17 protein-coding genes and 3 tRNA genes are annotated in these 21,103 nt (G+C 63.2%); 12 read left to right on the top strand and 8 right to left on the bottom strand.

Annotation, left to right across the window (positions count from 1 at the left end):
* Nucleotides 1-28 precede the first annotated feature (28 nt).
* Nucleotides 29-1,093: a DNA polymerase IV gene (gene dinB / locus FH041_RS11855; protein WP_027914206.1), complete on the bottom strand. Its 1,065-nt coding sequence runs from the start codon at nt 1,091-1,093 to the stop codon at nt 29-31.
* Nucleotides 1,094-1,301: 208 nt separating this feature from the next.
* On the opposite strand from dinB, the gene FH041_RS11860 reads away from it, so the two are divergent.
* From FH041_RS11860 to FH041_RS11880, 5 genes are all read left to right on the top strand, one after another.
* Nucleotides 1,302-1,378 (top strand) — tRNA-Met (locus FH041_RS11860).
* A 135-nt stretch (nt 1,379-1,513) separates the two neighbouring features.
* Nucleotides 1,514-1,590: transfer RNA gene (locus FH041_RS11865), tRNA-Met, on the top strand.
* A 160-nt stretch (nt 1,591-1,750) separates the two neighbouring features.
* Nucleotides 1,751-1,827, top strand: a tRNA-Met gene (locus tag FH041_RS11870).
* 258 nt (nt 1,828-2,085) lie between these two features.
* Nucleotides 2,086-4,728 (top strand): bifunctional lysylphosphatidylglycerol flippase/synthetase MprF, encoded by a 2,643-nt coding sequence (gene mprF, locus FH041_RS11875; protein ID WP_027914205.1) that lies wholly within the window; start codon nt 2,086-2,088, stop codon nt 4,726-4,728.
* On the top strand, nt 4,728-6,020 hold the full coding sequence (locus tag FH041_RS11880) for a virulence factor family protein (protein WP_027914204.1): 1,293 nt from the start codon (nt 4,728-4,730) through the stop codon (nt 6,018-6,020). Before mprF ends, FH041_RS11880 begins: the two co-directional genes overlap by 1 nt.
* 409 nt (nt 6,021-6,429) lie before the next feature.
* On the opposite strand, the gene FH041_RS11885 is transcribed toward FH041_RS11880, so the two are convergent.
* Nucleotides 6,430-8,340, bottom strand: a complete 1,911-nt coding sequence (locus FH041_RS11885; RefSeq protein WP_088523112.1) for a potassium transporter Kup — start codon at nt 8,338-8,340, stop codon at nt 6,430-6,432.
* Between the two features lie 235 nt (nt 8,341-8,575).
* On the opposite strand from FH041_RS11885, the gene rimO reads away from it, so the two are divergent.
* From rimO to tsaA, 5 genes are all read left to right on the top strand, one after another.
* Nucleotides 8,576-9,907 (top strand): 30S ribosomal protein S12 methylthiotransferase RimO, encoded by a 1,332-nt coding sequence (gene rimO / locus FH041_RS11890; RefSeq protein WP_023536322.1) that lies wholly within the window; start codon nt 8,576-8,578, stop codon nt 9,905-9,907.
* 104 nt (nt 9,908-10,011) lie between these two features.
* Nucleotides 10,012-10,467, top strand: a complete 456-nt coding sequence (locus tag FH041_RS11895; protein ID WP_027914202.1) for a GNAT family N-acetyltransferase — start codon at nt 10,012-10,014, stop codon at nt 10,465-10,467.
* Nucleotides 10,468-10,542: 75 nt separating this feature from the next.
* Nucleotides 10,543-11,253, top strand: coding sequence for an rRNA pseudouridine synthase (locus tag FH041_RS11900; protein WP_023536258.1), 711 nt, complete (start codon nt 10,543-10,545; stop codon nt 11,251-11,253).
* A 49-nt stretch (nt 11,254-11,302) separates the two neighbouring features.
* Nucleotides 11,303-11,764 carry a DUF1456 family protein gene (locus tag FH041_RS11905; protein WP_027914201.1) on the top strand — a complete coding sequence of 154 codons (462 nt, stop codon included), beginning with the start codon at nt 11,303-11,305 and terminating at the stop codon, nt 11,762-11,764.
* A 6-nt stretch (nt 11,765-11,770) separates the two neighbouring features.
* Nucleotides 11,771-12,463 carry a tRNA (N6-threonylcarbamoyladenosine(37)-N6)-methyltransferase TrmO gene (tsaA, locus tag FH041_RS11910; protein ID WP_027914200.1) on the top strand — a complete coding sequence of 231 codons (693 nt, stop codon included), beginning with the start codon at nt 11,771-11,773 and terminating at the stop codon, nt 12,461-12,463.
* A gap of 118 nt (nt 12,464-12,581) precedes the next feature.
* On the opposite strand, the gene FH041_RS11915 is transcribed toward tsaA, so the two are convergent.
* The 4 genes from FH041_RS11915 to FH041_RS11930 all read right to left on the bottom strand — a co-directional run bounded on the left by FH041_RS11915 (nt 12,582) and on the right by FH041_RS11930 (nt 16,965).
* The gene (locus tag FH041_RS11915) at nt 12,582-13,904 is read right to left on the bottom strand and encodes a dicarboxylate/amino acid:cation symporter (protein ID WP_027914199.1); all 1,323 of its coding nucleotides are present in this window, start codon (nt 13,902-13,904) and stop codon (nt 12,582-12,584) included.
* Between the two features lie 284 nt (nt 13,905-14,188).
* A complete protein-coding gene (locus FH041_RS11920; RefSeq protein ID WP_028687377.1) occupies nt 14,189-15,535 on the bottom strand; it encodes an ATP-binding protein in 1,347 nt (448 codons plus the stop codon).
* Complete coding sequence (locus tag FH041_RS11925; protein ID WP_023536231.1) at nt 15,532-16,209, bottom strand: response regulator; 678 nt, start codon at nt 16,207-16,209, stop codon at nt 15,532-15,534. The genes FH041_RS11920 and FH041_RS11925 overlap by 4 nt, the downstream gene beginning before the upstream one ends.
* Nucleotides 16,210-16,359: 150 nt before the next feature.
* Nucleotides 16,360-16,965, bottom strand: a complete 606-nt coding sequence (locus tag FH041_RS11930; protein WP_023536250.1) for an outer membrane beta-barrel protein — start codon at nt 16,963-16,965, stop codon at nt 16,360-16,362.
* A 129-nt stretch (nt 16,966-17,094) separates the two neighbouring features.
* Here FH041_RS11930 and FH041_RS11935 point away from each other — a divergent pair, with 129 nt between their 5' ends.
* On the top strand, nt 17,095-17,889 hold the full coding sequence (locus FH041_RS11935) for a dienelactone hydrolase family protein (RefSeq protein WP_027914197.1): 795 nt from the start codon (nt 17,095-17,097) through the stop codon (nt 17,887-17,889).
* Between the two features lie 155 nt (nt 17,890-18,044).
* Nucleotides 18,045-18,746 carry a 4'-phosphopantetheinyl transferase gene (locus FH041_RS11940; protein ID WP_088523111.1) on the top strand — a complete coding sequence of 234 codons (702 nt, stop codon included), beginning with the start codon at nt 18,045-18,047 and terminating at the stop codon, nt 18,744-18,746.
* Nucleotides 18,747-18,749: 3 nt separating this feature from the next.
* Here the strand turns inward: FH041_RS11940 and FH041_RS11945 are convergent, their stop codons facing one another.
* A complete protein-coding gene (locus FH041_RS11945; protein ID WP_088523110.1) occupies nt 18,750-20,360 on the bottom strand; it encodes an ATP-binding protein in 1,611 nt (536 codons plus the stop codon).
* A complete protein-coding gene (locus tag FH041_RS11950; protein WP_088523109.1) occupies nt 20,351-21,049 on the bottom strand; it encodes a response regulator transcription factor in 699 nt (232 codons plus the stop codon). The genes FH041_RS11945 and FH041_RS11950 overlap by 10 nt, the downstream gene beginning before the upstream one ends.
* Nucleotides 21,050-21,103: the final 54 nt, after the last annotated feature.

Genomic DNA, 21,103 nt, shown 5'->3' on the forward strand with positions numbered 1-21,103 from the left:
TCTCTCAACACCTTCCTTCAACTGCACGCTATGCCGGCGGGAAAAGCTCCAGCTGTTCATGCGCGCTGCGCAAGTCCCGTAATCTCACCCCTACACCGAGCAATCGCACAGGTTTACCACCGCGCGCGAACGCCTGCGTCACCAGCTGCCGGTAACTGTCCAAGTCCCTGCCGGCGCCTGCCTGCTCAAGGGTGGTCTGGGTGAAGTCATGGAACTTGACCTTGACGAAAGGCTTTTCCGGCCGGTAGGTGCTGTCCATTCGCTCAATGCGCTCGTTCAGGCTCTGCAGCAACTCCGGCAACCGTGCCAGGCAACTGGGCAGGTCCGGCAGGTCGGTGTCGTAGGTATTCTCCACGCTGACCGACTGCCGTCGACTGTCGTTTTGAACCACGCGATCATCGATGCCACGCGCCAGCCCCCACAACCGCTCGCCAAAGGTGCCGAACTCACGTACCAGCGCCAGGCGAGACCAGTCGCGCAACTGCGAGCAGGTCTCGATCCCCAGGCGGGTCAGCTTGTCTGCAGTGACCTTGCCCACACCGTGCAGACGGGTGACCGGCAGCGCCGCCACGAACGCTTCTATTTCATCAGGCTTGATCACGAACAGGCCATTGGGCTTGCGCCAGTCGCTGGCGATCTTGGCCAGAAACTTGTTGGGCGCCACCCCGGCCGAGACGGTGATGTGCAGGGTACGGGCCACGCGCCGACGGATGTCTTCGGCGATGCGTGTAGCGCTGCCGGCATACCATTGGCTTTCGCTGACATCCAGGTAGGCCTCGTCCAACGACAGCGGCTCGATCAGGTCGGTGTAGTCACGAAAGATGGCATGTATCTCTCGAGAAGCCTCACGGTAAGCCTCGAAGCGAGGTTTGACGATCAGCAGGTCCGGGCACAACTTGAGGGCGTGACGGGACGACATTGCAGAACGCACCCCGTAGGCACGCGCTTCATAGTTGCACGTGGCGATGACCCCACGCCTTTCGGCCGACCCGCCCACTGCCATGGGACGACCTGCAAGACGAGGGTCGTCGCGCATTTCGATGGCGGCATAAAAGCAGTCGCAGTCGACGTGGATGATCTTGCGCAGGGACATGTATGACCATAAGCACTGTAAATTCATACAGATAATAGCGCATGGTTTCAGGTTCAAACAGCATGGGCATGGTTGGGCAGCGCCGGCATTCACTGCATGAGCGCTACCCAAGCCCGCGCCTTACACACCTAAAGGATTGAACAAAAAGGGCTTTTCACACTATTTGCTTGACACTGCATGATAAATCCGTAGAATTCGATTTCACAGGCGCGGGATGGAGCAGCCTGGTAGCTCGTCGGGCTCATAACCCGAAGGTCGTCGGTTCAAATCCGGCTCCCGCAACCAGATTCGAGAAAAGGCCACTGTTCACGCAGTGGCCTTTTTCTTTGCGCGCGCGAAAAGCAATTCGTAAAAAACCTCGCTAAATCAATGAGTAGCACTTGACACCACCGGCTGAAGCTGTAGAATCCGCCCCACAGACGCGGGATGGAGCAGTCTGGTAGCTCGTCGGGCTCATAACCCGAAGGTCGTCGGTTCAAATCCGGCTCCCGCAACCAAGTTCAAGAAAAGGCCACTGTTAACGCAGTGGCCTTTTTCTTTGCCTGTCATACGGCAACAGGGTAAGCATGGATGCGCCCTGCTCTGTTCAAGCGTTGGCCCCGCGCTTCATTAAACACTTGACACCAATGCGCTTCGCTGTAAAATGCGCACCTCTGACGCGGGATGGAGCAGTCTGGTAGCTCGTCGGGCTCATAACCCGAAGGTCGTCGGTTCAAATCCGGCTCCCGCAACCATATTCGTCAGAACAAACCCCGTGCGTAGCGATACGCGCGGGGTTTTTCGTTTCTAACCCCTTACTTGCAAGCGACGCTTGCATGCCTTGGCGCATACCCGATTAGCGGCGGGCGCTACCCTTGCGTGGATGAACTATCTTTAACCCCTGCCGGGCTGTTAAGCGCCCATGGCCGGAGTAATATTGGATACGTTTTCCAAAGGGACTTTCACTTGGCCGCGCCTCTTCTTCACCTCGTGCCTGACGCCCGAGGTAATCCATGACCGCTCAGAACCCTGAACCTTCGGTGCCGCTGGCCACAGCGCTGCCCGGAGCCGTGCAGCGCCTGCCTTTGCTTGAACGGATAAGCCGCTATCGTCAGCCGATTGGGCTGGCGGTGACGCTGGTGCTGTTCACCATGGCCTTGATCGCCTGCCGCCACCTGCTGAGCGAGCTGGACATCTATGCCTTGCACGATGCCATGCTCGAAGTGCCAGTGCAGTCACTGCTTGGCGCGCTGCTGGCGACCGTGATCGGTTTCGTGATCCTGCTGGGCTACGAGTGGTCGGCCAGCCGCTACGCTGGGGTCAAGCTGCCTGCGCGAACGTTGGTACTGGGTGGTTTCAGCGCCTTTGCCATCGGCAATGCCATCGGCCTGTCCATGCTATCCGGCGGTTCGGTGCGCTACCGCCTGTATGCACGCCAAGGCGTGGGCGCGGGCGAAGTCGCACGCATGACGGTCTTCGCCAGCCTTTCACTCGGTTGTGCTTTGCCACCGCTTGCGGCATTGGCCACCCTGAGCAATCTGCCTGCCGCCTCGACTGCCCTGCGGTTGCCGCAGGGCTTGCTGGCTGGCGTTGCGGTTGCCGTCCTGGCCGCCTGCGCCTTATTGGCAGTTGGCCTGTATCGCAAGCGGTTGGCCGAGCAGCCAGTGCCTGACAACCTGTTGGTGCAACTGGGCCGGCGCACGCTGCGATTGCCCGGCGCACGGCTGACTGGCCTGCAACTGCTGATCACGGCCCTGGACGTGGCCGCCGCGGCCACCGTGCTCTACCTGCTGCTGCCCGAAGCGCCCCCCTTCGGCGCCTTCGTACTGGTCTACCTACTGGCGCTGGCCGCGGGTGTGCTCAGCCATGTGCCCGGTGGTGTTGGGGTGTTCGAGGCCATCCTGCTGGCCGCGTTCGCCAACCAATTGGGCGCTGCGCCGCTGGCAGCCGCATTGCTGTTGTACCGCATCATCTATGTGGTGCTGCCGCTTCTGCTGGCCTGCGTCCTGCTATTGGCCAACGAAGCCCGGCGTCTGCTGTTCGCGCGGCAGGCCATGAAGGCTGCCTCTGGGCTGGCAGCGCCTATCCTGGCCATCATGGTCTTCCTCTCGGGGGTGGTATTGCTGTTTTCCGGCGCCACGCCCGAGATCGATACCCGCCTTGAGCACATGGGCTTTCTGATCCCCCATCGGCTGATCGATGCCTCCCACTTCGGCGCCAGCCTGATCGGCGTGCTGTGCCTGTTGCTGGCCCAAGGCCTGCGCCGGCGCCTGTCGGCCGCGTGGCTGCTGACCACGGTGCTGCTGCTGGTGGGGGCATTGCTTTCGCTGCTCAAGGGCTTCGACTGGGAAGAGGCCTGCCTGCTGACGTTCACGGCCGCGCTCCTGGCTTTGTTCCGCCGCTCGTTCTATCGGCCCAGCCGCTTGATGGAACTGCCGTTCTCGCCGGTGTATCTGGTGGCCAGTGCCTGCGCGGTGGGCGCCTCGGTGTGGCTGCTGTTGTTCGCCTACCAGGATGTGCCCTACAGCCATCAACTGTGGTGGCAGTTCACCCTGGACGCCGATGCCCCCCGTGGCCTGCGTGCGGCGATGGGCAGTGCCTTGCTGCTGGCAGCGCTGGCGCTAACCTGGTTGCTGCGCACCGCACCGCCGGTGATCCACCTGCCCGATGAAGCCGAACTGCAACGGGCTCACCGTATTCTGCAGGCCTCCGACCAGCCTGATGGCGGCCTGGCCCTGACCGGCGACAAGGCGCTGCTGTTCCATCCCCGGGACAACGCGTTTCTGATGTATGCCCGCCGTGGTCGTAGTCTGGTTGCGCTGTACGATCCGATTGGGCCGGCCCAGGAGCGTGCCGAGATGATCTGGCAGTTCCGCGACCTGTGCGACCTGCACCATGCTCGACCAGTGTTTTACCAGGTGCGCGCGGAGAACCTGCCGTTCTACATGGACATCGGCCTGACTGCCCTGAAGCTGGGCGAGGAAGCCCGTGTCGACCTGCGCCGCTTCGACCTCGATGCCAAAGGCAAGGAAATGAAGGACCTGCGCTACACGTGGAACCGAGGCGGCCGTGACGGGCTGAGCCTGGAAATCCATGAGCCAGGCCATGCGCCGCTGGCTGAGCTCAAGGAAATTTCCGATGCATGGCTCAGTGGCAAGAACGTTCGCGAAAAGGGCTTTTCGCTGGGCCGTTTCAGCCCGGATTACCTGCAGCACTTCCGTATCGCCCTGATTCGCTTCCAAGGCCGCCCCGTGGCCTTTGCCAACCTGCTCGAGACCCACAGCAACGAGCTGGCTAGCCTCGACCTGATGCGTGCACACCCGGAGGCCCCCAAGCTGACCATGGAGTTCATGATGATTGGCTTGATCCTGCATTACAAAAGCCATGACTACGGCCGGTTCAGCCTGGGCATGGTGCCGCTGTCGGGGCTGCAACCACGGCGCGGTGCGCCCTTGACCCAGCGTCTGGGCTCGATGGTGTTCCGCCGTGGCGAGCAACTCTACAACTTCCAGGGGCTGCGCCGGTTCAAGGACAAGTTCCAGCCTGACTGGGAACCTCGCTACATGGCCGTGCCTGCCGGGCTCGACCCGCTGGTGGCACTGGCCGACACTGCCGCCCTGATTGCCGGCGGCTTGACTGGATTGGTGAAACGCTGATGACCCGACGCTTTTGGCTTTACCCGTTGATCACCCTGCTGCTGGCCGCCCTGGCCGGCGCCACGGCGTTCTGGTTCTGGACGCGGCCGGCGCCTGAGGCACAGCTTGAGCAACTTCAAATCAACGATGCCAGCATCACCCGCGTTACCCCAGGCGTGCACCCCACCGCCTGGGTGGCGATCGGCGTGCCACAGGACCAGGCCCTGACCCACAAGCAGTTGCTGGACCTTGGCCAGGCGGCCGAAGCGCAATTGGTGCAAGTGGTGCTGCCTGCCGGTGATTGCGCCAAGCAGCAGCAAGCCATGGACACGGCCCTGGCGCAGTTGCCGAGCAAACCCACCCTGGTCGCCGGCATTGGCCCGGGTGCCACCCAAGCCTGGCGCTGGCTGGCCAGCCAGAACGACGACAAGGCCCGGGCAATTTCCGTGGGCTTTACGGTCGAGCAGCCAGGGTGTCAGGTACCGCTGCCAAAGACCGCGCCCCACGGCCACTGGAGCGTGGCGTGGAACGATAATCCGGACGATGCCAGTGCGGCCTTCGTGCGTGACCAGAACAATGCCGAAACCAGCATCAGCGACTATGACATCCACCTGCCGCAAGTGCTCAAGGCACAGCTGACCCAGGCCTTGGTGGGCCAGGATGGCAACGCACTGGCGATTCCCGTGGTCGAGGTCCCTGCCGGTCAAACCACCGATACCGTCACGCTGTTCTTGTCCGGCGACGGCGGCTGGCGCGACCTGGACCGCGATGTGGCCGGGGAGATGGCCAAGCTGGGCTATCCGGTGGTGGGCATCGATACCCTGCGCTACTACTGGCAACACAAGACACCGGAGCAAAGTGCTGCCGACCTGTCCGAACTGATGCACCACTATCGGCAGAAGTGGGGGACCAAGCGTTTCGTCCTGACGGGGTACTCGTTCGGTGCTGACGTACTGCCTGCCATCTACAACCGCCTGCCGGCTGAAGACCAGCAACGGGTGGACGCTGTCATGCTGCTGGCCTTTGCCCGCAGCGGCAGCTTCGAGATCGAAGTCGAAGGCTGGCTGGGCAAGGAAGGTCAAGAGGCGCCCACTGGACCTGAGATGGCCAAGCTGCCGCCTGCGAAAGTGGTGTGCGTATACGGGGTGGAAGAAAGCGACGAAAGCGGTTGCACCGACAAGACCGCCGTGGGCGAGCGTCTGAAACTGCCGGGCGGGCACCACTTCGATGAAAACTACCCTGCCCTGGCCAAGCGGCTGATCGATGAGATCGAGACCCGTCAGGGCAAGTCGAGTGTGGCCGAGCAGAATTGAGGGTTGGGTAAGGACAGCAGGCACTGGGGTCAGGTCGAGCGGATGGCTCTGATAGCGCGAATCAGGGGTTACCCTGCCCCTCTGCATGACCTCATGCCGCGATAAGCTGCGCAGCAGCCCTTAGATTTCAGCTTCGCAGCGCATATTGCCGGGGCCGCGCTGCGGCCCATCGCGGCACAAGGGCCGCTCCTACCCGGAAATCTGCTAGCTGTCAGGGGCCGTGCCAGACAGTTGCTCCTACAAAGCCCTGTGAAGCTACTGACTCAGGCGTTACGCGGTCAGTGTCAGAGCGGCCTCGCCGGGGCGCCGGACCGGCCGCGATGGGCTGCGCACCAGCCCCAGTATCTGCGCATCGCCGCAAACATCACTAGGCCCCAGGGGAATGCCCTCAGCGCCTCCCCTGCCCTTTTCAGATCTCGACCTGAGTACCCAACTCGATTACCCGATTGAGCGGCAGGTTGAAGAACCTCAAATTGCCGTTGGCATTCTTCAGCAAGAACGCGAACAGGTTGCCTCGCCAGCGCGACATGCCTTCGAGCCTGGACGCGATCACGGTTTCGCGGCTCAGGAAATAGGTGGTGCGCATGGGCGTGAAGTCCAGCTCGTCCAGGTGGCAGAGTTTGAGCGCCGCCGGCACGTCCGGCTCATCCATGAAGCCGAAATGCAGGACCACCCTGAAGAAGCCATCACCATAGGCCTCGACCTCGAATCGCTCCTGCTCTGGCACGCGAGGTCGATCTTCGCTGAGCACCGTCAGCAACACGACCTGGCTGTGCAGCACCTGGTTGTGCAGCATGTTGTGCAGCAACGCATGGGGAACGGCGTCCGAGCGGGCGGTGAGAAACACGGCCGTGCCCTCCACCCGGTGCGGCGGCTGGATGCGGATACTGCTGATGAACAGCGGCAGTGGCAGCGCCCCTTCGTCTATACGTTCGACGAGAATTTGCTTGCCACGTTTCCAGGTGCTCATCAGCAGGAACAGCACACCGCCTGCCAGCACAGGGAAGGCCCCGCCCTGGACGATCTTCGGAACGTTGGCGGCAAAAAACAGCCCGTCAACGAACAGAAAGCCCAGCAAGAGGGGCACGGCCAGGACCGGCGGCCACTTCCACAGCAACAACATCACTGCCGCCACCAGAATGGTCGTCATCAACATAGTGCCGGTGACGGCCACGCCATAGGCTGCGGCCAAAGCGCCCGAGGACTCGAAGCCGATCACCAGCAGCACCACGCCCACCATCAACGTCCAGTTGACTGCCGCCACGTAGATTTGCCCTTGCTCGTCACTGGAGGTGTGCTGGATGTGCATGCGCGGGATGTAGCCCAACTGGATGGCCTGTCGGGTGAGCGAGAAGGCGCCGGATATTACCGCTTGCGACGCAATCACGGTGGCCAGGGTGGCAAGGCCGACCAGCGGCAGCAAGGCCCAGCTGGGCGCCAGCAGGTAGAACGGGTTGCGCGCAGCCTCGGGGTTTTGCAGCAGCATGGCGCCCTGGCCAAAGTAGTTGAGCACCAGTGCCGGCAGCACCAGGGCGAACCAGGCCCGTGCGATCGGCTTGCGGCCAAAGTGCCCCATGTCGGCATAGAGCGCCTCGGCACCGGTCAGCGCCAGCACCACCGCGCCGAGGATGGCCACGCCCATGCCAGGATGGACGATGAAGAAGTTGACCGCCCAACCGGGGTTGAAGGCGCGGAGCACTTCGGGCGTCTGTGCGATGCCATGGACCCCCAGCGCGGCCAGCACCACGAACCATAGGACCATGACCGGGCCGAACAGCTTGCCGATTTTCTCGGTGCCGTGGCGCTGCACCAGAAACAGAGCCACCAACACCACCAGCGACACCGGCACCACCCAATGGTCGATGCCATCGAAGGCCAGGCCCAGGCCCTCGACGGCCGAAAGCACCGAGACTGCCGGGGTGATCATGCTGTCGCCATAGAACAGCGAGGCGCCGATCAAACCGCAGATCACCATCAGGGTGCGCAGGCGCGGATACGCAGCCGTGGCACGCCGCGCCAGCGCGGTTAGGGCCATGGTGCCGCCCTCCCCCTGGTTGTCGGCACGCAGGATGAACACCACGTACTTGAATGACACCACCCACAGCAGCGACCAGAGGATCAACGACAGGATTCCCAGCACACCGTCGTGGTTAACCTGCACCCCATAACCGCCCGTGAACACTTCCTTCAGGGTATACAGCGGGCTGGTGCCGATATCGCCATAAACCACCCCGACCGCCGCCACCAGCAGGCCCAGCGACCGGGTCGCCCCCTGCTTCGCTGCGTGCCCGCCCTCGGCGTGACTGCTTGCCTGAACCATCGACCACTCCCGCAAAAGGCCCTCAGGGCCACTGTTGTCAGCGTGCATGCCAGTTCGCCCATCCGGGCCTGGCGTAACGGCGCGAAGCATAGCGCAGCGTTCGTCGTATTTCTGCTGGTCAATCGATCCATCGCTCGCTAGAATTGCGCACTTTTTGATCAGAGGCGCCAAAAGCGCCCGTCAAGGTCGCCCCCGATCAACGCTGGGCGACCTGTATTCAACGCCGAGGTTAGTCATGTCCACCACGCCCGCCACCCCCAAGGTCGGTTTCGTCAGCCTGGGTTGTCCCAAAGCCCTGGTCGATTCCGAGCGCATCCTCACCCAGTTGCGCATGGAAGGCTATGAAGTCGTGCCAACGTACGAGGATGCCGACGTGGTGGTGGTCAACACCTGCGGTTTCATTGACAGCGCCAAGGCCGAATCGCTTGAAGTGATCGGTGAAGCCATCAAGGAAAACGGCAAGGTGATCGTCACCGGCTGCATGGGTGTCGAGGAAGGCAGCATTCGCGATGTGCACCCAAGCGTGCTTTCGGTGACCGGCCCGCAGCAGTACGAGCAGGTGGTCAACGCCGTGCACGAAGTGGTGCCGCCGCGTCAGGACCACAACCCGCTGATCGACCTGGTGCCGCCGCAAGGGGTCAAGCTGACGCCGCGCCACTATGCCTACCTGAAGATTTCCGAAGGCTGCAACCACAGCTGCAGCTTCTGCATCATTCCGTCGATGCGTGGCAAGCTGGTCAGCCGCCCAGTGGGCGACGTGCTGAGCGAGGCCGAGCGCCTGGTCAAGGCCGGGGTCAAGGAAATCCTGGTGATTTCCCAGGACACCAGCGCCTACGGCGTAGACGTCAAATACAAGACCGACTTCTGGAACGGCCGCCCGGTCAAGACCCGCATGCTCGAGTTGTGTGAGGCCCTGAGCAGCCTGGGTGCGTGGGTGCGCCTGCACTATGTGTATCCGTACCCCAATGTCGACGATGTGATCCCATTGATGGCTGCCGGCAAGATCCTGCCGTACCTGGACATTCCGTTCCAGCACGCCAGCCCCAAGGTGCTCAAGTCGATGAAGCGCCCGGCCTTCGAAGACCGGACCCTGGCCCGCATCAAGCAGTGGCGCGAGCAGTGCCCGGAGCTGGTCATTCGTTCGACCTTCATCGTCGGCTTCCCAGGCGAAACCGAGGAAGACTTCCAGTACCTGCTGGACTGGCTGACCGAGGCCCAACTCGACCGCGTGGGCTGCTTCCAGTACTCGCCTGTCGAAGGTGCCCCGGCCAACGACCTGGGCTTGGCCGACGTCCCGGACGACGTCAAACAGGATCGCTGGGACCGCTTCATGGCGCACCAGCAGGCCATCAGCGCCGCCCGCCTGCAGATGCGCATCGGCAAGGAAATCGACGTGCTCATCGACGAGGTCGAAGAGCAAGGCTCGGTGGGCCGCAGTTTCTTCGACGCGCCAGAAATCGACGGCAGTGTCTTCATCGATGGCAACCACGGCTTCAAGCCTGGCGACAAGGTACGTTGCCGCGTGGTGGACGCCGACGAATACGACATGTGGGCAGAGCCCATCTGACAGGGCGCCCTGCCTGCCTCCTGTCGCAGTGGCGCGGCCCGCCCCGGGTCGCGCCCTCCTCCAGCATCTATCCTTGTTTTGACGGCCACTGGAGCAAGGACCCGATGCGCACCTTCTCGACCCTGGAAACGCCTCACCTGAGCGACTACCCCAGGCTGGTCAGCGTATGGGAAGACGCGGTACGTGCGACGCACGCCTTTATGCCCGAACCCTACATCGTGCTGCTGCGCGACAAGGTGCTGCGGCGGTATCTGGACGCGGTGATGCTGGTCTGTGCCCGTGGGCCTGATCGCAGCATCCAGGGTTTCGTCGGCGTGGCAGGCGGGCGCATCGACATGTTGTTCGTGGACCCGCAGTGGCATGGCCGAGGTATCGGCAAACAATTGCTGCAGCATGCGGTGCAGGCGTTGGACGCCCTGACCCTCGACGTCAACGAGCAGAACACCCAGGCGCTGGGCTTTTATCTGCACCAGGGCTTTGAGATCGTGGGCCGTTCGCCCAAGGACGGTCTGGGCCAACCGTATCCCTTGCTGCACATGCGCAGGCACAGCGCGGCCTGATTGACACAGATTCCCGCCCCTCGCCCGGCGGGAAGGGTACAATGCAGCCTTTCTTTGCCTTTGCGAATCGTCGTCATGTCCGAACCCGTCCGTCTGTCCAAACGCCTTGTCGAGCAGCTTGGCTGTTCCCGCCGCGAGGCTGAGTTGTATATCGAAGGAGGCTGGGTGACGGTCGACGGCGTGGTGGTCGAGCAACCGCAGTTCAAGGTCGAGCAGCAGCACGTCGAGCTGCTGCCCGGCGCGCGCGCCGAGAGCCTGGAGCCGGTCACGCTGCTGCTCCACCAAGGCGCGGGCATGGACAACGAAACTGCCCGGCTTGGCCTGAACATGACCAGCCTCAGCGAGGCCCATCGCGAAGGCGTGCGCCCCTTGCACGGGCATTTCACCCGCCAGGCCTGTGTAGCACCGTTGGAACCGGGTGCCAGCGGCTTGCAGGTGTTTACCCAGGACTGGCGGGTAACCCGCAAGATCAACGCCGACCTGCGCAAGCTTGAACAGGAGTTCGTGGTCCAGGTGCGCGGTGAAGCCAGTGCCCAGATGCTCGAGCGCCTGGCACGCGGTGTGACCCGCAATGACCGCGAATTGCCCAAGGCCAAGGCCAGCTGGCAGAACGAAACCCATTTGCGCCTGGTGCTGAAAAACCCGCAACCCGGCCAGATTTCCGAACTGTGCGCCTACCTGCGCCTGGAGTTGCTGGGCATGCGCCGCATACGCCTGGGCGGTGTTTCGATGGGCAAGCTGGCGCTGGGCCAATGGCGCTACCTGATGGGCACTGAACGTTTCTAAGTGAGAGGCCGTGCGATGACGTGCGGCACGAGAACAGGATTTTGCAGCAATGAACCACAATGACGTCCTGCGCAGCCTGCGCTACATGTTGAAAGTCAATGACGCCAAGATGGCCGAGATCATCGGTTTGACCGGCCTGGACGTGAACCCTGTCGTCCTGGCGACCTATGTGAAGAAAGAAGAAGAGGAAGGCTTTGTGCGCTGCCCGGACCGGGTCATGGCGCACTTTCTCGACGGCCTGGTCATCTACCGTCGCGGCAAGGATGAAAGCCGTCCGGCACAACCTGTCGAACTGCCGGTTACCAACAACCAGATCCTGAAGAAGCTGCGAGTGGCTTTCGAACTGAAAGAGGACGACCTGCACGCCATCTTGAAATCGGTCGATTTCCCCGTCAGCAAACCTGAGCTCAGCGCACTGTTTCGCAAGGCCGGCCATGACAACTACCGCCCGTGCGGCGACCAGTTGCTGCGCAACTTCCTGAAGGGCCTGACCCAGCGCGTGCACGGCTGAATGGTCATGCAGCATACGGTGGCGCCGGTGGGGATCGTGCGCTCCTGTTTCAAGGAGAAGTTCGCCATTCCGCGCCAGCCGCAACTGGCGCCGGCCGCACGCGGTGTGCTGGAGCTACTGCCCCCGTTCGACCAAGCCGAGGCAGTCGAAGGGCTGGAACAGGTCAGCCACGTCTGGCTGCTGTTTCTGTTCCACCAGGCCCTGGAAGAAAAACCCAGGCTCAAAGTGCGCCCACCGCGCCTGGGGGGCAACAAGAGCATGGGTGTGTTCGCCACTCGCGCCACGCACCGGCCCAACGGCATCGGCCAGTCGGTGGTGCGGCTGGAGGGAGTTGAACCTGGCCGCTTGCTGTTGTCAGGCATCGACCTGCTCGACGGCACGCCGGTGCTGGACATCAAGCCCTACGTACCCTATGCCGACAGTGTCGAGGGTGCCCATAACCACATGGCCAGCGGTGCGCCAGTGGCCATTACCGTGCAGTGGGCCGACAGCGCCCTGCCCCAGGCCCGCGAGCATGCGTTGCGCCTGGGCGAGCCCCTGGTGGCATTGATCGAGCAATGCTTGGCGCAAGACCCACGGCCAGCCTATCAGGTGCCTGTGGCCGAACGGGTGTATGGGGTCAAGTTCTGGGATGTGCAGGTCAGGTGGCATTATCCGCAGACGGATGTGATCCGTGTGCTGGAGGTGGTGCTGGCTTGAAGGTGCAATAGCGCTGCATCTGGGGGGTTGTGCTGTCGCCATCTGCCTCAAGTACCAACAGCCGCCCATGAAAAAGGCGACCCGCCGGGTCGCCTTTTTTCGTACCGTTACGCTGTAATCAACGTGCTGGACCTTCGGCAACGCCCAGGTCGTCGGTCGGACGGGTGTCGATCAGCGGACCGCCACCCGAAGCCAACTCCGACGCCAGCTTGTCGTTGTCCATCTCGTTGACCCACTTGGCTACGACCACGGTGGCAACGGCGTTGCCCACCAGGTTGGTCAAGGCACGCGCTTCGGACATGAAGCGGTCGATGCCCAGGATCAGTGCCAGGCCGGCAACCGGCAAGTGGCCCACGGCAGACAACGTGGCCGCCAGCACGATGAAGCCCGAACCGGTAACGCCAGCGGCACCTTTGGAGGCGACCAGCAGCACCAGCAGCAGGGTGATCTGGTGGGTGATGTCCATCGGGGTGTCGGTAGCCTGGGCGATGAACACCGCAGCCATGGTCAGGTAGATCGAGGTGCCGTCCAGGTTGAACGAGTAACCGGTCGGAATGACCAGGCCTACCACGGACTTCTTGGCACCCAGGCGTTCCATCTTGGCCAGCATGCGTGGCAGCGCGGACTCGGACGAGGACGTGCCCAGCACGATCAGCAGCTCTTCACGGATGTAGCGGATCAGCTTGAGTACGCTGAAACCGTGGGCGCGGCAGATGCCACCAAGCACCACCAGCACGAACAGCAGGCAGGTGATGTAGAAGCACGCCATCAGGTAACCCAGCTGCACCAGCGAGCCCACGCCGTACTGGCCGATGGTGAAGGCCATGGCGCCGAAGGCACCGATCGGGGCCAGCTTCATGATCATGTTGATGATGTTGAACATGACATGGGCGAAGCGATCGATCATGTCCAGGAACGGCTTGCCGTAGCTGCCCAGGCGGTGCAGGGCGAAGCCGAACAGCACCGAGAACATCAGTACTTGCAGGATGTCGCCGTTGGCGAAGGCACCGACCACGGTGTTGGGGATGACGTTGAGGAGGAAGCCTACGGTGGTCTGCTGCGCGCCAGCGGCGGCATAGGCAGCCACGCTGCTGGCATTGAGGGTGCTGACGTCGATGTGCATGCCCGCGCCGGGCTTGACCACGTTGACGACCACCAGGCCGATGATCAGCGCGATGGTGGAGACGATTTCAAAATACAGCAACGCATAGCCGCCCGTCTTGCCGACGGATTTCATGCTCTGCATGCCGGCGATACCGCTGACCACGGTGCAGAAGATGATCGGTGCGATGACCATCTTGATCAGTTTGACGAAGCCATCACCCAAGGGTTTGAGGGCAACGCCCGTTTCCGGGTAGTAATGGCCGAGCAGAATACCGATGGTGATGGCAACCAACACCTGGACATACAGGGATTTGTAAAGCGGCTGACGTGTCGTCATGGCTGTTTTTCCTCAAGTGTGCCGCGCCACCCTGTTCCAGGGGTGCAGCACCTGAATCGCTAACCCTCCTGCACTTGGAGGGATTTGTCGTTGTGGTAGAGCTGCCTTCGCAGGCCTCTGCCAATAGCGATAGCAAGGGTGATGCCAAAATGCCCAAACCGGGTGCAGGCAGGGCTATTGCTGGCTTTCCATGCCCAACGTCGGGGCGAAACGTGAGGAAGGGTGGCGGGTTTCCGCCCGCTGGCGGAATTGGAGCAGCCCAGATGGCGGAAAACCGCCTGGGCTCATTCCAGATTGAAGGTGATACGGAAGGCGGCGCCGCCAAGCGCCGAGTCATCCAGGCTCAGTTCGGCATCGTAGCTGTCGATGATGTCCTTCACCACAGCCAGGCCGATGCCTTGCCCCGGGTGCTGACTGTCCAACCGCTCACCACGCTCCAGAATGCGCTGGCGCTGGTTGGCGGGCACGCCTGGACCGTCATCTTCGATACAGAGCGTGAGCCGTCCAGCTTCTCTGAACAGGCTGACCCTTATCTGGCCCAGGCTCAGGCGGTAGGCGTTTTCCAGGAGGTTACCCAGCAGTTCGAGCAATGCGCCCTGCTCCATGGGTACCCGCGCCTGGTCCGGCACCTGCAAGGTCACGTCCACGTGTTTATCGCGGTAGACCTTGGCCAGCGTGCTACACAGGCTGTCGAGCAAGGGGCGTAGCACCACGCTATGACGCACCAGGCCGCTCTTGCGCAGGCTGGCCCGTTGCAGCTGATAGTCGATCTGCTGGCTCATGCGTTCGATCTGGCTCTGCAAGACCCTGGCCTGCTCCCGTTCACCGTTGTGCTGCTGCAGGCTTTCGCCCACCCCCTGCAACACGGCCAAGGGCGTCTTCAGGCTGTGCGCCAGGTCGTCCAGCGAATCCCGGTAGCGCTGGCGTTGCTCGCGCTCGCTTTGCAGCAGGCGGTTCAGCGAACCGGTCAGGCGCAGCAGTTCGCGGGGGTGGTGTGTGCTCAGGCCGTCCCGCGCGCCGGATTCCAGATCGTCGAGCTCGCGGCTAAGGCGGCGTAGCGAGCGCAACCCCCAGGTCAACCCGGCCCAGAGCAGCGCCAGCAGTGCTAGCAAGGCAGCCCCGAAGCCCAGGTAGAGTTTTTCACGCAGGCCATCGAGGGTGCGCTGATAGTCGCGCACCGGCTGCAGGGCCACGATGCTGAAGGCGGCACTCTTGCCGCCCAGCAGCTTAATCTCGACGTCATAAACGAAGAACTCCTCGCCATTGGCCTGGTGGATGCGTGCGAACTCGTTTCCGCGGCCATCGTAGCGAGGCTGATAGTTGATGTTCTGCGCCGCCGTGGCCCGGGACTGCCAGACCAGTTGGCCAGCGCGGTCGAAGATGTACCCCAGCAGACCGGTATAGGGCAGGTTGAAACGTTCGTCCGGCAACAACGCCGGCATCTGCAACTGCCCGTTTTCGATACGCGCCGCCGAAATCAGCGTGGTCACGTCCGAAGCCAAGCGTTGTTCGATCGACTCCTGCAAGGCAAGGCTGAAGGCTTTCTGCAAAGCTGGCAGCAGCGCCAGCATGAACAGCACCGCCAGCACGGCAGCGGCCAGCATCAGGCGCACACGCAGGGATCGAATCATCGGCAGCGCTCGGTGAACAGGTAGCCAAGCCCGCGCACGGTATCGATGGGCTTGAAGCCGCACTCGCCTTCGAGCTTGCGCCGCAAGCGCCCGATGAGCACTTCGATGACGTTTGGATCACGTTCTTCATCCCCAGGGTAGAGTTGCTCCATCAGGCGATCCTTGGCCACCACCTGCTGGTGATGACGCATCAGGTACTCGAGGATGCGGTATTCGTAGGCAGTCAGGCCCAGTGGCTGCTCGTCGAGCGTCGCCTGCTTGCGATTGAGGTCAAGGACCAACGGGCCGGCGGCGATGGTTGACTGGGTGAAGCCGCTGGAGCGGCGCAGCAGCGCATTGAGGCGCGCCTCGAGTTCTTCGAACTGGAACGGCTTGACCAGGTAGTCGTCGGCGCCAGCGGCCAGCCCTTCGACCTTGTCCTGCCAGTTGCCGCGGGCCGTGAGGATGAGGATGGGGAAGGTCTTGGCCTGGTTGCGCAGGCGCGTGATCAGCTCCAGGCCACTGATGCCCGGCAGCCCCAGGTCGACCACCGCCAGGTCGAAGTGGTACTGCTCGGCCTGGTACAACGCCTCCTCGGCATTGGCGACCGCCTCGACCACGTGGCCACTTTCCCCCAGGCGGGTATAGAGGTGATGGCGAAGCAAGGCTTCGTCCTCGACCACCAGCAGTTTCATGTGCAGCTCCTTGATGGATGTGCCTGTACGGTGCCCAATGCTGACAAGCCAGCCCCACCGCGTGCGCCTACCGGCCTGATGGCCCAGCATGGCACTGGTTGGAGCTGGCTTGCCAGACCCGGGTCGCTACAGGATAACGCGACGGGCAGGTCAGAACTTGTAGGAAGCCGCCAGATAGGTCTGCGCGCTGCTGCTCAGGCGCAATGTGCCGGCCTTCGGCGCGCCGTGGGGGCTGACCTCGGTGGCGGCATTGGTGCGCAGGTAGCGGTAGCCCAGTTCGACCGAGGCCTTGTCGGTGATGTCCTGGATGACGCCTGCCTGCAGGCCGTAGGCATAACCGTAGTCGGTGTCGCGGCTCAGGCCTGGCGATTCCTGGGACAGCTTGGTCATGCCGAGGGTGCCGCCGCCGAACAGCTTGGTGGTATCGCCTACGGGCAGGAACAGGTCATAGCTGCCCAGCAGGTTTTCCTGGCGAAGTTTCAAGCCGCTGTGGTCACCGGAAACGTTGTCGTAGGTCATGTAGTAGCGACCCTGGTCATTGATGCGCCCCAGGCGCACGCCCCAGGTACCGTCCTTGGCGATGACGCCGTCGGTGTTGAGGTGGTCGGTGTTGCGTTGCAGCAGGCCTGACTTGCGAACCTTGTCGCTGGTCTGGCCGTAGGTGAGGCTGGCGAAGTTTTCGTCGGCCGCCTGGGCGCTGGTCATGCCAGCGGCGCAGACGGCTACGGCGGCAAGCAGGGTATTGAATGTTTTCATGGTGAGGTTACTCCAGTCGAGTGCGCTGTTGAGGTCTGGAAGCTAGAGTAAGCAGGGCACACTGAACCTCGACTGAACCCTTGCTGAACATTGACTGAACGAACCGATTGCAATCCAGGAGTAGTCACCATGCGCGCCTTGCTGGCCTTGACCTTGATGTGTACTGCCGCCTTTGCCCAGGCGGCGGTACAGACCCGCGAGATCCCCTACCAGGATGCCGACGGCAACCGGCTGGTCGGCTATTACGCCTATGACGACGCCGTCACCGGCAAGCGGCCAGGCATCGTCGTGGTGCATGAGTGGTGGGGGCTCAATGACTACGCCAAACGACGCGCCCGGGACTTGGCAGCGCTGGGTTACAACGCCCTGGCCATCGACATGTACGGTGACGGCAAGCACACCGAGCACCCTCAGGACGCCCAGGCGTTCATGGCGGCAGCACTCAAGGACCCCAAGGCTGCTGCCAGGCGCTTCGACGCCGGGCTGGAATTGCTCAAGTTGCAGCCCAACACCAACAAGCATGACCTGGGCGCTGTGGGGTACTGCTTTGGCGGCAAGGTGGTACTCGATGCCGCCAGGCGCGGCGAGAAGCTCGACGGTGTGGTGAGTTTCCATGGCGCCCTGGCTACCACTACACCCGCAAAGCCTGGGGTGGTGAGGGCGGCAATTCTGGTGGAGCACGGCGCAGCGGACAGCATGGTGACCGCCGAACAGGTGCAGGCCTTCAAGGCGGAGATGGACGCGGCGAAGGTGAATTACCGTTTCGTCAGCCTCGACGGGGCCAAGCACGGGTTCACCAACCCTGATGCCGACCGCCTGAGCCATGGCGCTCACGGCGGGCCCGACATCGGTTATGACAAGGCGGCCGACGAACGCTCATGGGCAGACATGCAGGCGTTCTTCAAGCAGGTGTTCAATGAGTGATCACGCGGGGCAGCCATGCGGGGACGCCAGCGATCGCCGTGATAGGTAGGCAACAGTGGGCGCGTTTCATGCTTGCGTTGAAAACTGCGCCCCTGTGCCGGGCTGCATCGCCCTGCCCCTCCCGCAACCCCTGCTCAGCTGGCACAATAGCGCGCATGACGACCCTTCCTGCCTGCTGTACCTCGCTTCGGCAACACTGGCCCTTGCCCCGTCCCTTGCCTGGTGCGGTACTGGTCAGTTGCGCCTTCGACCCCACAAGCGTGGCCCCGGACGACTTCGCGCGTGCTGGCATCGTGCCCAGTGCGGGCCTGCAACGTTCAGTTGCCAAGCGCCAGGCTGAATACATCGCCGGGCGGGTATGCGCGCGCGCTGCGTTGCAGCAGTTGGACGGCCGGCACTACGTGCCCACCACCCACGAAGACCGCTCCCCCATCTGGCCTGCTGGCATTCGGGGCTCGATTACCCACGGTAAAGGCTGGGCGGCGGCGGTGGTTGCCGCCCAAGGCAGCTGCCGCGGGCTAGGGTTGGACCAGGAAGCGCTGCTCGATGACGAGCGCGCCGAGCGTTTGATGGGCGAGATCCTGACACCGATGGAGCTGGAGCGTCTGGACCACCGGCAGTTGGGCCTGGCCGTGACCCTGACCTTCTCGCTGAAGGAAAGCCTGTTCAAAACGCTCTACCCCCTGACTGGCCAGCGCTTTTACTTCGAACATGCCGAGCTGCTCGAATGGTCCGCTGACGGGCTGGCCACGCTGCGCCTGCTCACCGACCTGTCCGCCCAATGGCGCAAGGGCGTCCAATTGCAGGCGCAATTCTGCCTGCAGGATGGCCACTTGCTGAGCCTGGTTAGCGCCTGAGGCCTACAAAGGCGCCTGTTGTCGCGGCCAGGCAAGGCTGAAACAGGCGCCACCCAGGGCCGTGCCATGGCCTACCGTGGCGCGGCCTGCGTGCCAATAGATGATACGGCGCACGATCGACAAACCCAGGCCATGGCCACCGGAGGCACGGGTACGGCTGTCGTCCAGGCGCATGAACGGCGTGAAGATGCGGTCCCAGACCCCTTCCGGAATGCCTGGCCCGTCATCTTCCACATCGATACGGCACACGTGCGGGCCTAGCTGATAACTCACGCGCACCTCGTGCTCGGCGTGGCGCAGGGCATTGCTCACCAGGTTCTGCACGGCGCGGTGCAGGTAGCGGGGCTCCGCCTCGACCCAGGCGGTCTCGCCTTCGACGCCCTGGCAATCGCCCCGCAACAAGCGTATGTCGCGACGCAACGGGGCCAGTTCGGCAATGACCTGATCGAGCAAGGCATCCAGGTCGATACGCTGGAACGTCAGGGCCGGGGCGCCTTGCTCGAGGCGCGCGTAGGTGAGCATTTCGTCGACCAGCTTGTCCAGGTCCTGGATGTCGCCGTCCATGCCGGCAAGGTGCTTGGCGCGTGCCTGCTCGGTGGCGGCGCTTTCGACCATTTCCAGGCCAAAACGCAAGCGGGCCACGGGGGTGCGCAGCTCGTGCGACACGGCACGTACCAGCTCGCGCTGCATGGACAGCGAGCGCTGCAAGTGCTCGGCCATGCCATTGAATGCCGCTGCCAGGCGCCCGATCGAATCGGCATCGCCTGCCGGTACACGCGTGTCCAGGCTGCCTTGGGCGATGCCCGCCGCGGCCCGCGCCAGGCCGGAAACGCGCCGCTCCAATTGGCGCACCAGCAGGTAGACCACCAGGCCAATGAGGCTCAAACCAACCAGGGTGATCAACACCAGCAACTGGGGTGGGTAGGGGTTGAGCTGGTGCAAGGGGCCGATCTCCAGCACCCACGGCGAGCCGGAGAGCCCAGCGAACACGCGTATGGAATCGCCATCCATGCCCAGCGCCATCACCGTGTCACCCTCCTCCACCCGGCGCCGCTGATCGTCATCCAGGCTGGCCCGCTCGATACGCTGCAAGGCAACCCCAAACCCGAAGCCCTTGTCGTGCTTGATCTGCTCCAGGCGCTGCTGCTGTTCGGTCACCGGGTAACGCACCAGCTCGTCGGCCAGTAGATACAGGGTAGCGCGCGCCAGTTGCTCGCTGATCTGCCTGACCTGGGCGACCAGCAGCAGGTCCTGCTGCCCTACCCTGCGCAACACCCGAGCTGCATGCGGGCCGGTCTTCTCGACCACGACGAGGCTGCGGTACAGACGTGCGCGTTGTGCGCCATCGAGGGCGAAGGCCGACATGGGCTGCAACTGCAGCGGCACCCCCAGCAGCCGCCCCCACAGCAGCAGGGAACGCTTGCGCTCGGTGTCGCTCTGCACGGCCAGGTTATCGGCCATGAGGCTGAACGTGCCTTGCGCCAGGCCCTCGCGGTGCTGGGCGGCGCGTACTTCGTTGACCAGGTGCAGGCTGAGCACCCCCAGCAGCGCCACCAGTACCAGGACCGCCAGCATGCCGCCATAGATGCGCAGGAAAATGGAATTCACGGGCATTGGCCCACGAACAGATAGCCTTTGCTGCGCAGGGTCTTGATCAGCCGGGGCTGGATAGGGTCGTCGCCGATGCGAGGGCGGATACGGGAAATGCGTATGTCGATGGAGCGGTCCTGGCCGTCATAGCCCACACCGCGCAGCGCCGTGGAGATCTGCTCGCGGGTCAGCACCTTGCCAGCGTTGCTGGCCAGCAGCCAAAGCAGGTCGAATTCGGCGCCGGTAAGCTCGATCTGCCGATCGCCAAGCCACGCCTCACGCACCCGGCTGTCGATGCGCAGCGCACCGAAGGTCAGGTCCTGGCGTTTGCCCGCAGGCGCCTCGCTGCGACGCAACAAGGCCTGGATGCGCGCCAGCAACAGCCGGGGGCGTACGGGCTTGCACACGTAGTCGTCTGCGCCAATGTCCAGTCCTTGCACCTGATCCAGCTCGTCGGTGCGCGCCGTGAGCATCAGGATGGGCCCAGGGTACTGGCTGCGCACGCGCCGACAGATGCTCATGCCATCTTCGCCCGGCAACATCACATCCAGCATGACCAGGTCCGGCTGGGTGTCGATGATGCGTCGCGCTGCGCGAGCGCCATCGCCCTCGACACTGACCGCATACCCTTGGGCGCTCAGATACTCGGCAGTCAGTTCGGCCAGACGCTGGTCGTCTTCGACGATGAGGATGCTCGGTAGCGTTGGATCCATGGCGTAGGGCCTGTTGGTGTTGTTTTTCCCTGGATAGTACGACCAGGACCCTGC

This window comes from Pseudomonas sp. SWI7 (assembly GCF_006351945.1).
Lineage (GTDB): Bacteria > Pseudomonadota > Gammaproteobacteria > Pseudomonadales > Pseudomonadaceae > Aquipseudomonas > Aquipseudomonas fulva.

What these genes read in the sequence shown, in the direction of transcription:
- FH041_RS11930 (WP_023536250.1), bottom strand. Translation starts at nt 16,965, where the DNA reads ATGAAAACATTCAATACCCTGCTTGCCGCCGTAGCCGTCTGCGCCGCT.
- FH041_RS11950 (WP_088523109.1), bottom strand. Translation starts at nt 21,049, where the DNA reads ATGGATCCAACGCTACCGAGCATCCTCATCGTCGAAGACGACCAGCGT.
- FH041_RS11880 (WP_027914204.1), top strand. Translation starts at nt 4,728, where the DNA reads ATGACCCGACGCTTTTGGCTTTACCCGTTGATCACCCTGCTGCTGGCC.
- FH041_RS11885 (WP_088523112.1), bottom strand. Translation starts at nt 8,340, where the DNA reads ATGGTTCAGGCAAGCAGTCACGCCGAGGGCGGGCACGCAGCGAAGCAG.
- FH041_RS11905 (WP_027914201.1), top strand. Translation starts at nt 11,303, where the DNA reads ATGAACCACAATGACGTCCTGCGCAGCCTGCGCTACATGTTGAAAGTC.
- FH041_RS11935 (WP_027914197.1), top strand. Translation starts at nt 17,095, where the DNA reads ATGCGCGCCTTGCTGGCCTTGACCTTGATGTGTACTGCCGCCTTTGCC.
- tsaA (WP_027914200.1), top strand. Translation starts at nt 11,771, where the DNA reads ATGCAGCATACGGTGGCGCCGGTGGGGATCGTGCGCTCCTGTTTCAAG.
- FH041_RS11945 (WP_088523110.1), bottom strand. Translation starts at nt 20,360, where the DNA reads ATGCCCGTGAATTCCATTTTCCTGCGCATCTATGGCGGCATGCTGGCG.
- FH041_RS11920 (WP_028687377.1), bottom strand. Translation starts at nt 15,535, where the DNA reads ATGATTCGATCCCTGCGTGTGCGCCTGATGCTGGCCGCTGCCGTGCTG.
- FH041_RS11940 (WP_088523111.1), top strand. Translation starts at nt 18,045, where the DNA reads ATGACGACCCTTCCTGCCTGCTGTACCTCGCTTCGGCAACACTGGCCC.
- FH041_RS11915 (WP_027914199.1), bottom strand. Translation starts at nt 13,904, where the DNA reads ATGACGACACGTCAGCCGCTTTACAAATCCCTGTATGTCCAGGTGTTG.
- FH041_RS11900 (WP_023536258.1), top strand. Translation starts at nt 10,543, where the DNA reads ATGTCCGAACCCGTCCGTCTGTCCAAACGCCTTGTCGAGCAGCTTGGC.
- FH041_RS11925 (WP_023536231.1), bottom strand. Translation starts at nt 16,209, where the DNA reads ATGAAACTGCTGGTGGTCGAGGACGAAGCCTTGCTTCGCCATCACCTC.
- dinB (WP_027914206.1), bottom strand. Translation starts at nt 1,093, where the DNA reads ATGTCCCTGCGCAAGATCATCCACGTCGACTGCGACTGCTTTTATGCC.
- rimO (WP_023536322.1), top strand. Translation starts at nt 8,576, where the DNA reads ATGTCCACCACGCCCGCCACCCCCAAGGTCGGTTTCGTCAGCCTGGGT.
- mprF (WP_027914205.1), top strand. Translation starts at nt 2,086, where the DNA reads ATGACCGCTCAGAACCCTGAACCTTCGGTGCCGCTGGCCACAGCGCTG.
- FH041_RS11895 (WP_027914202.1), top strand. Translation starts at nt 10,012, where the DNA reads ATGCGCACCTTCTCGACCCTGGAAACGCCTCACCTGAGCGACTACCCC.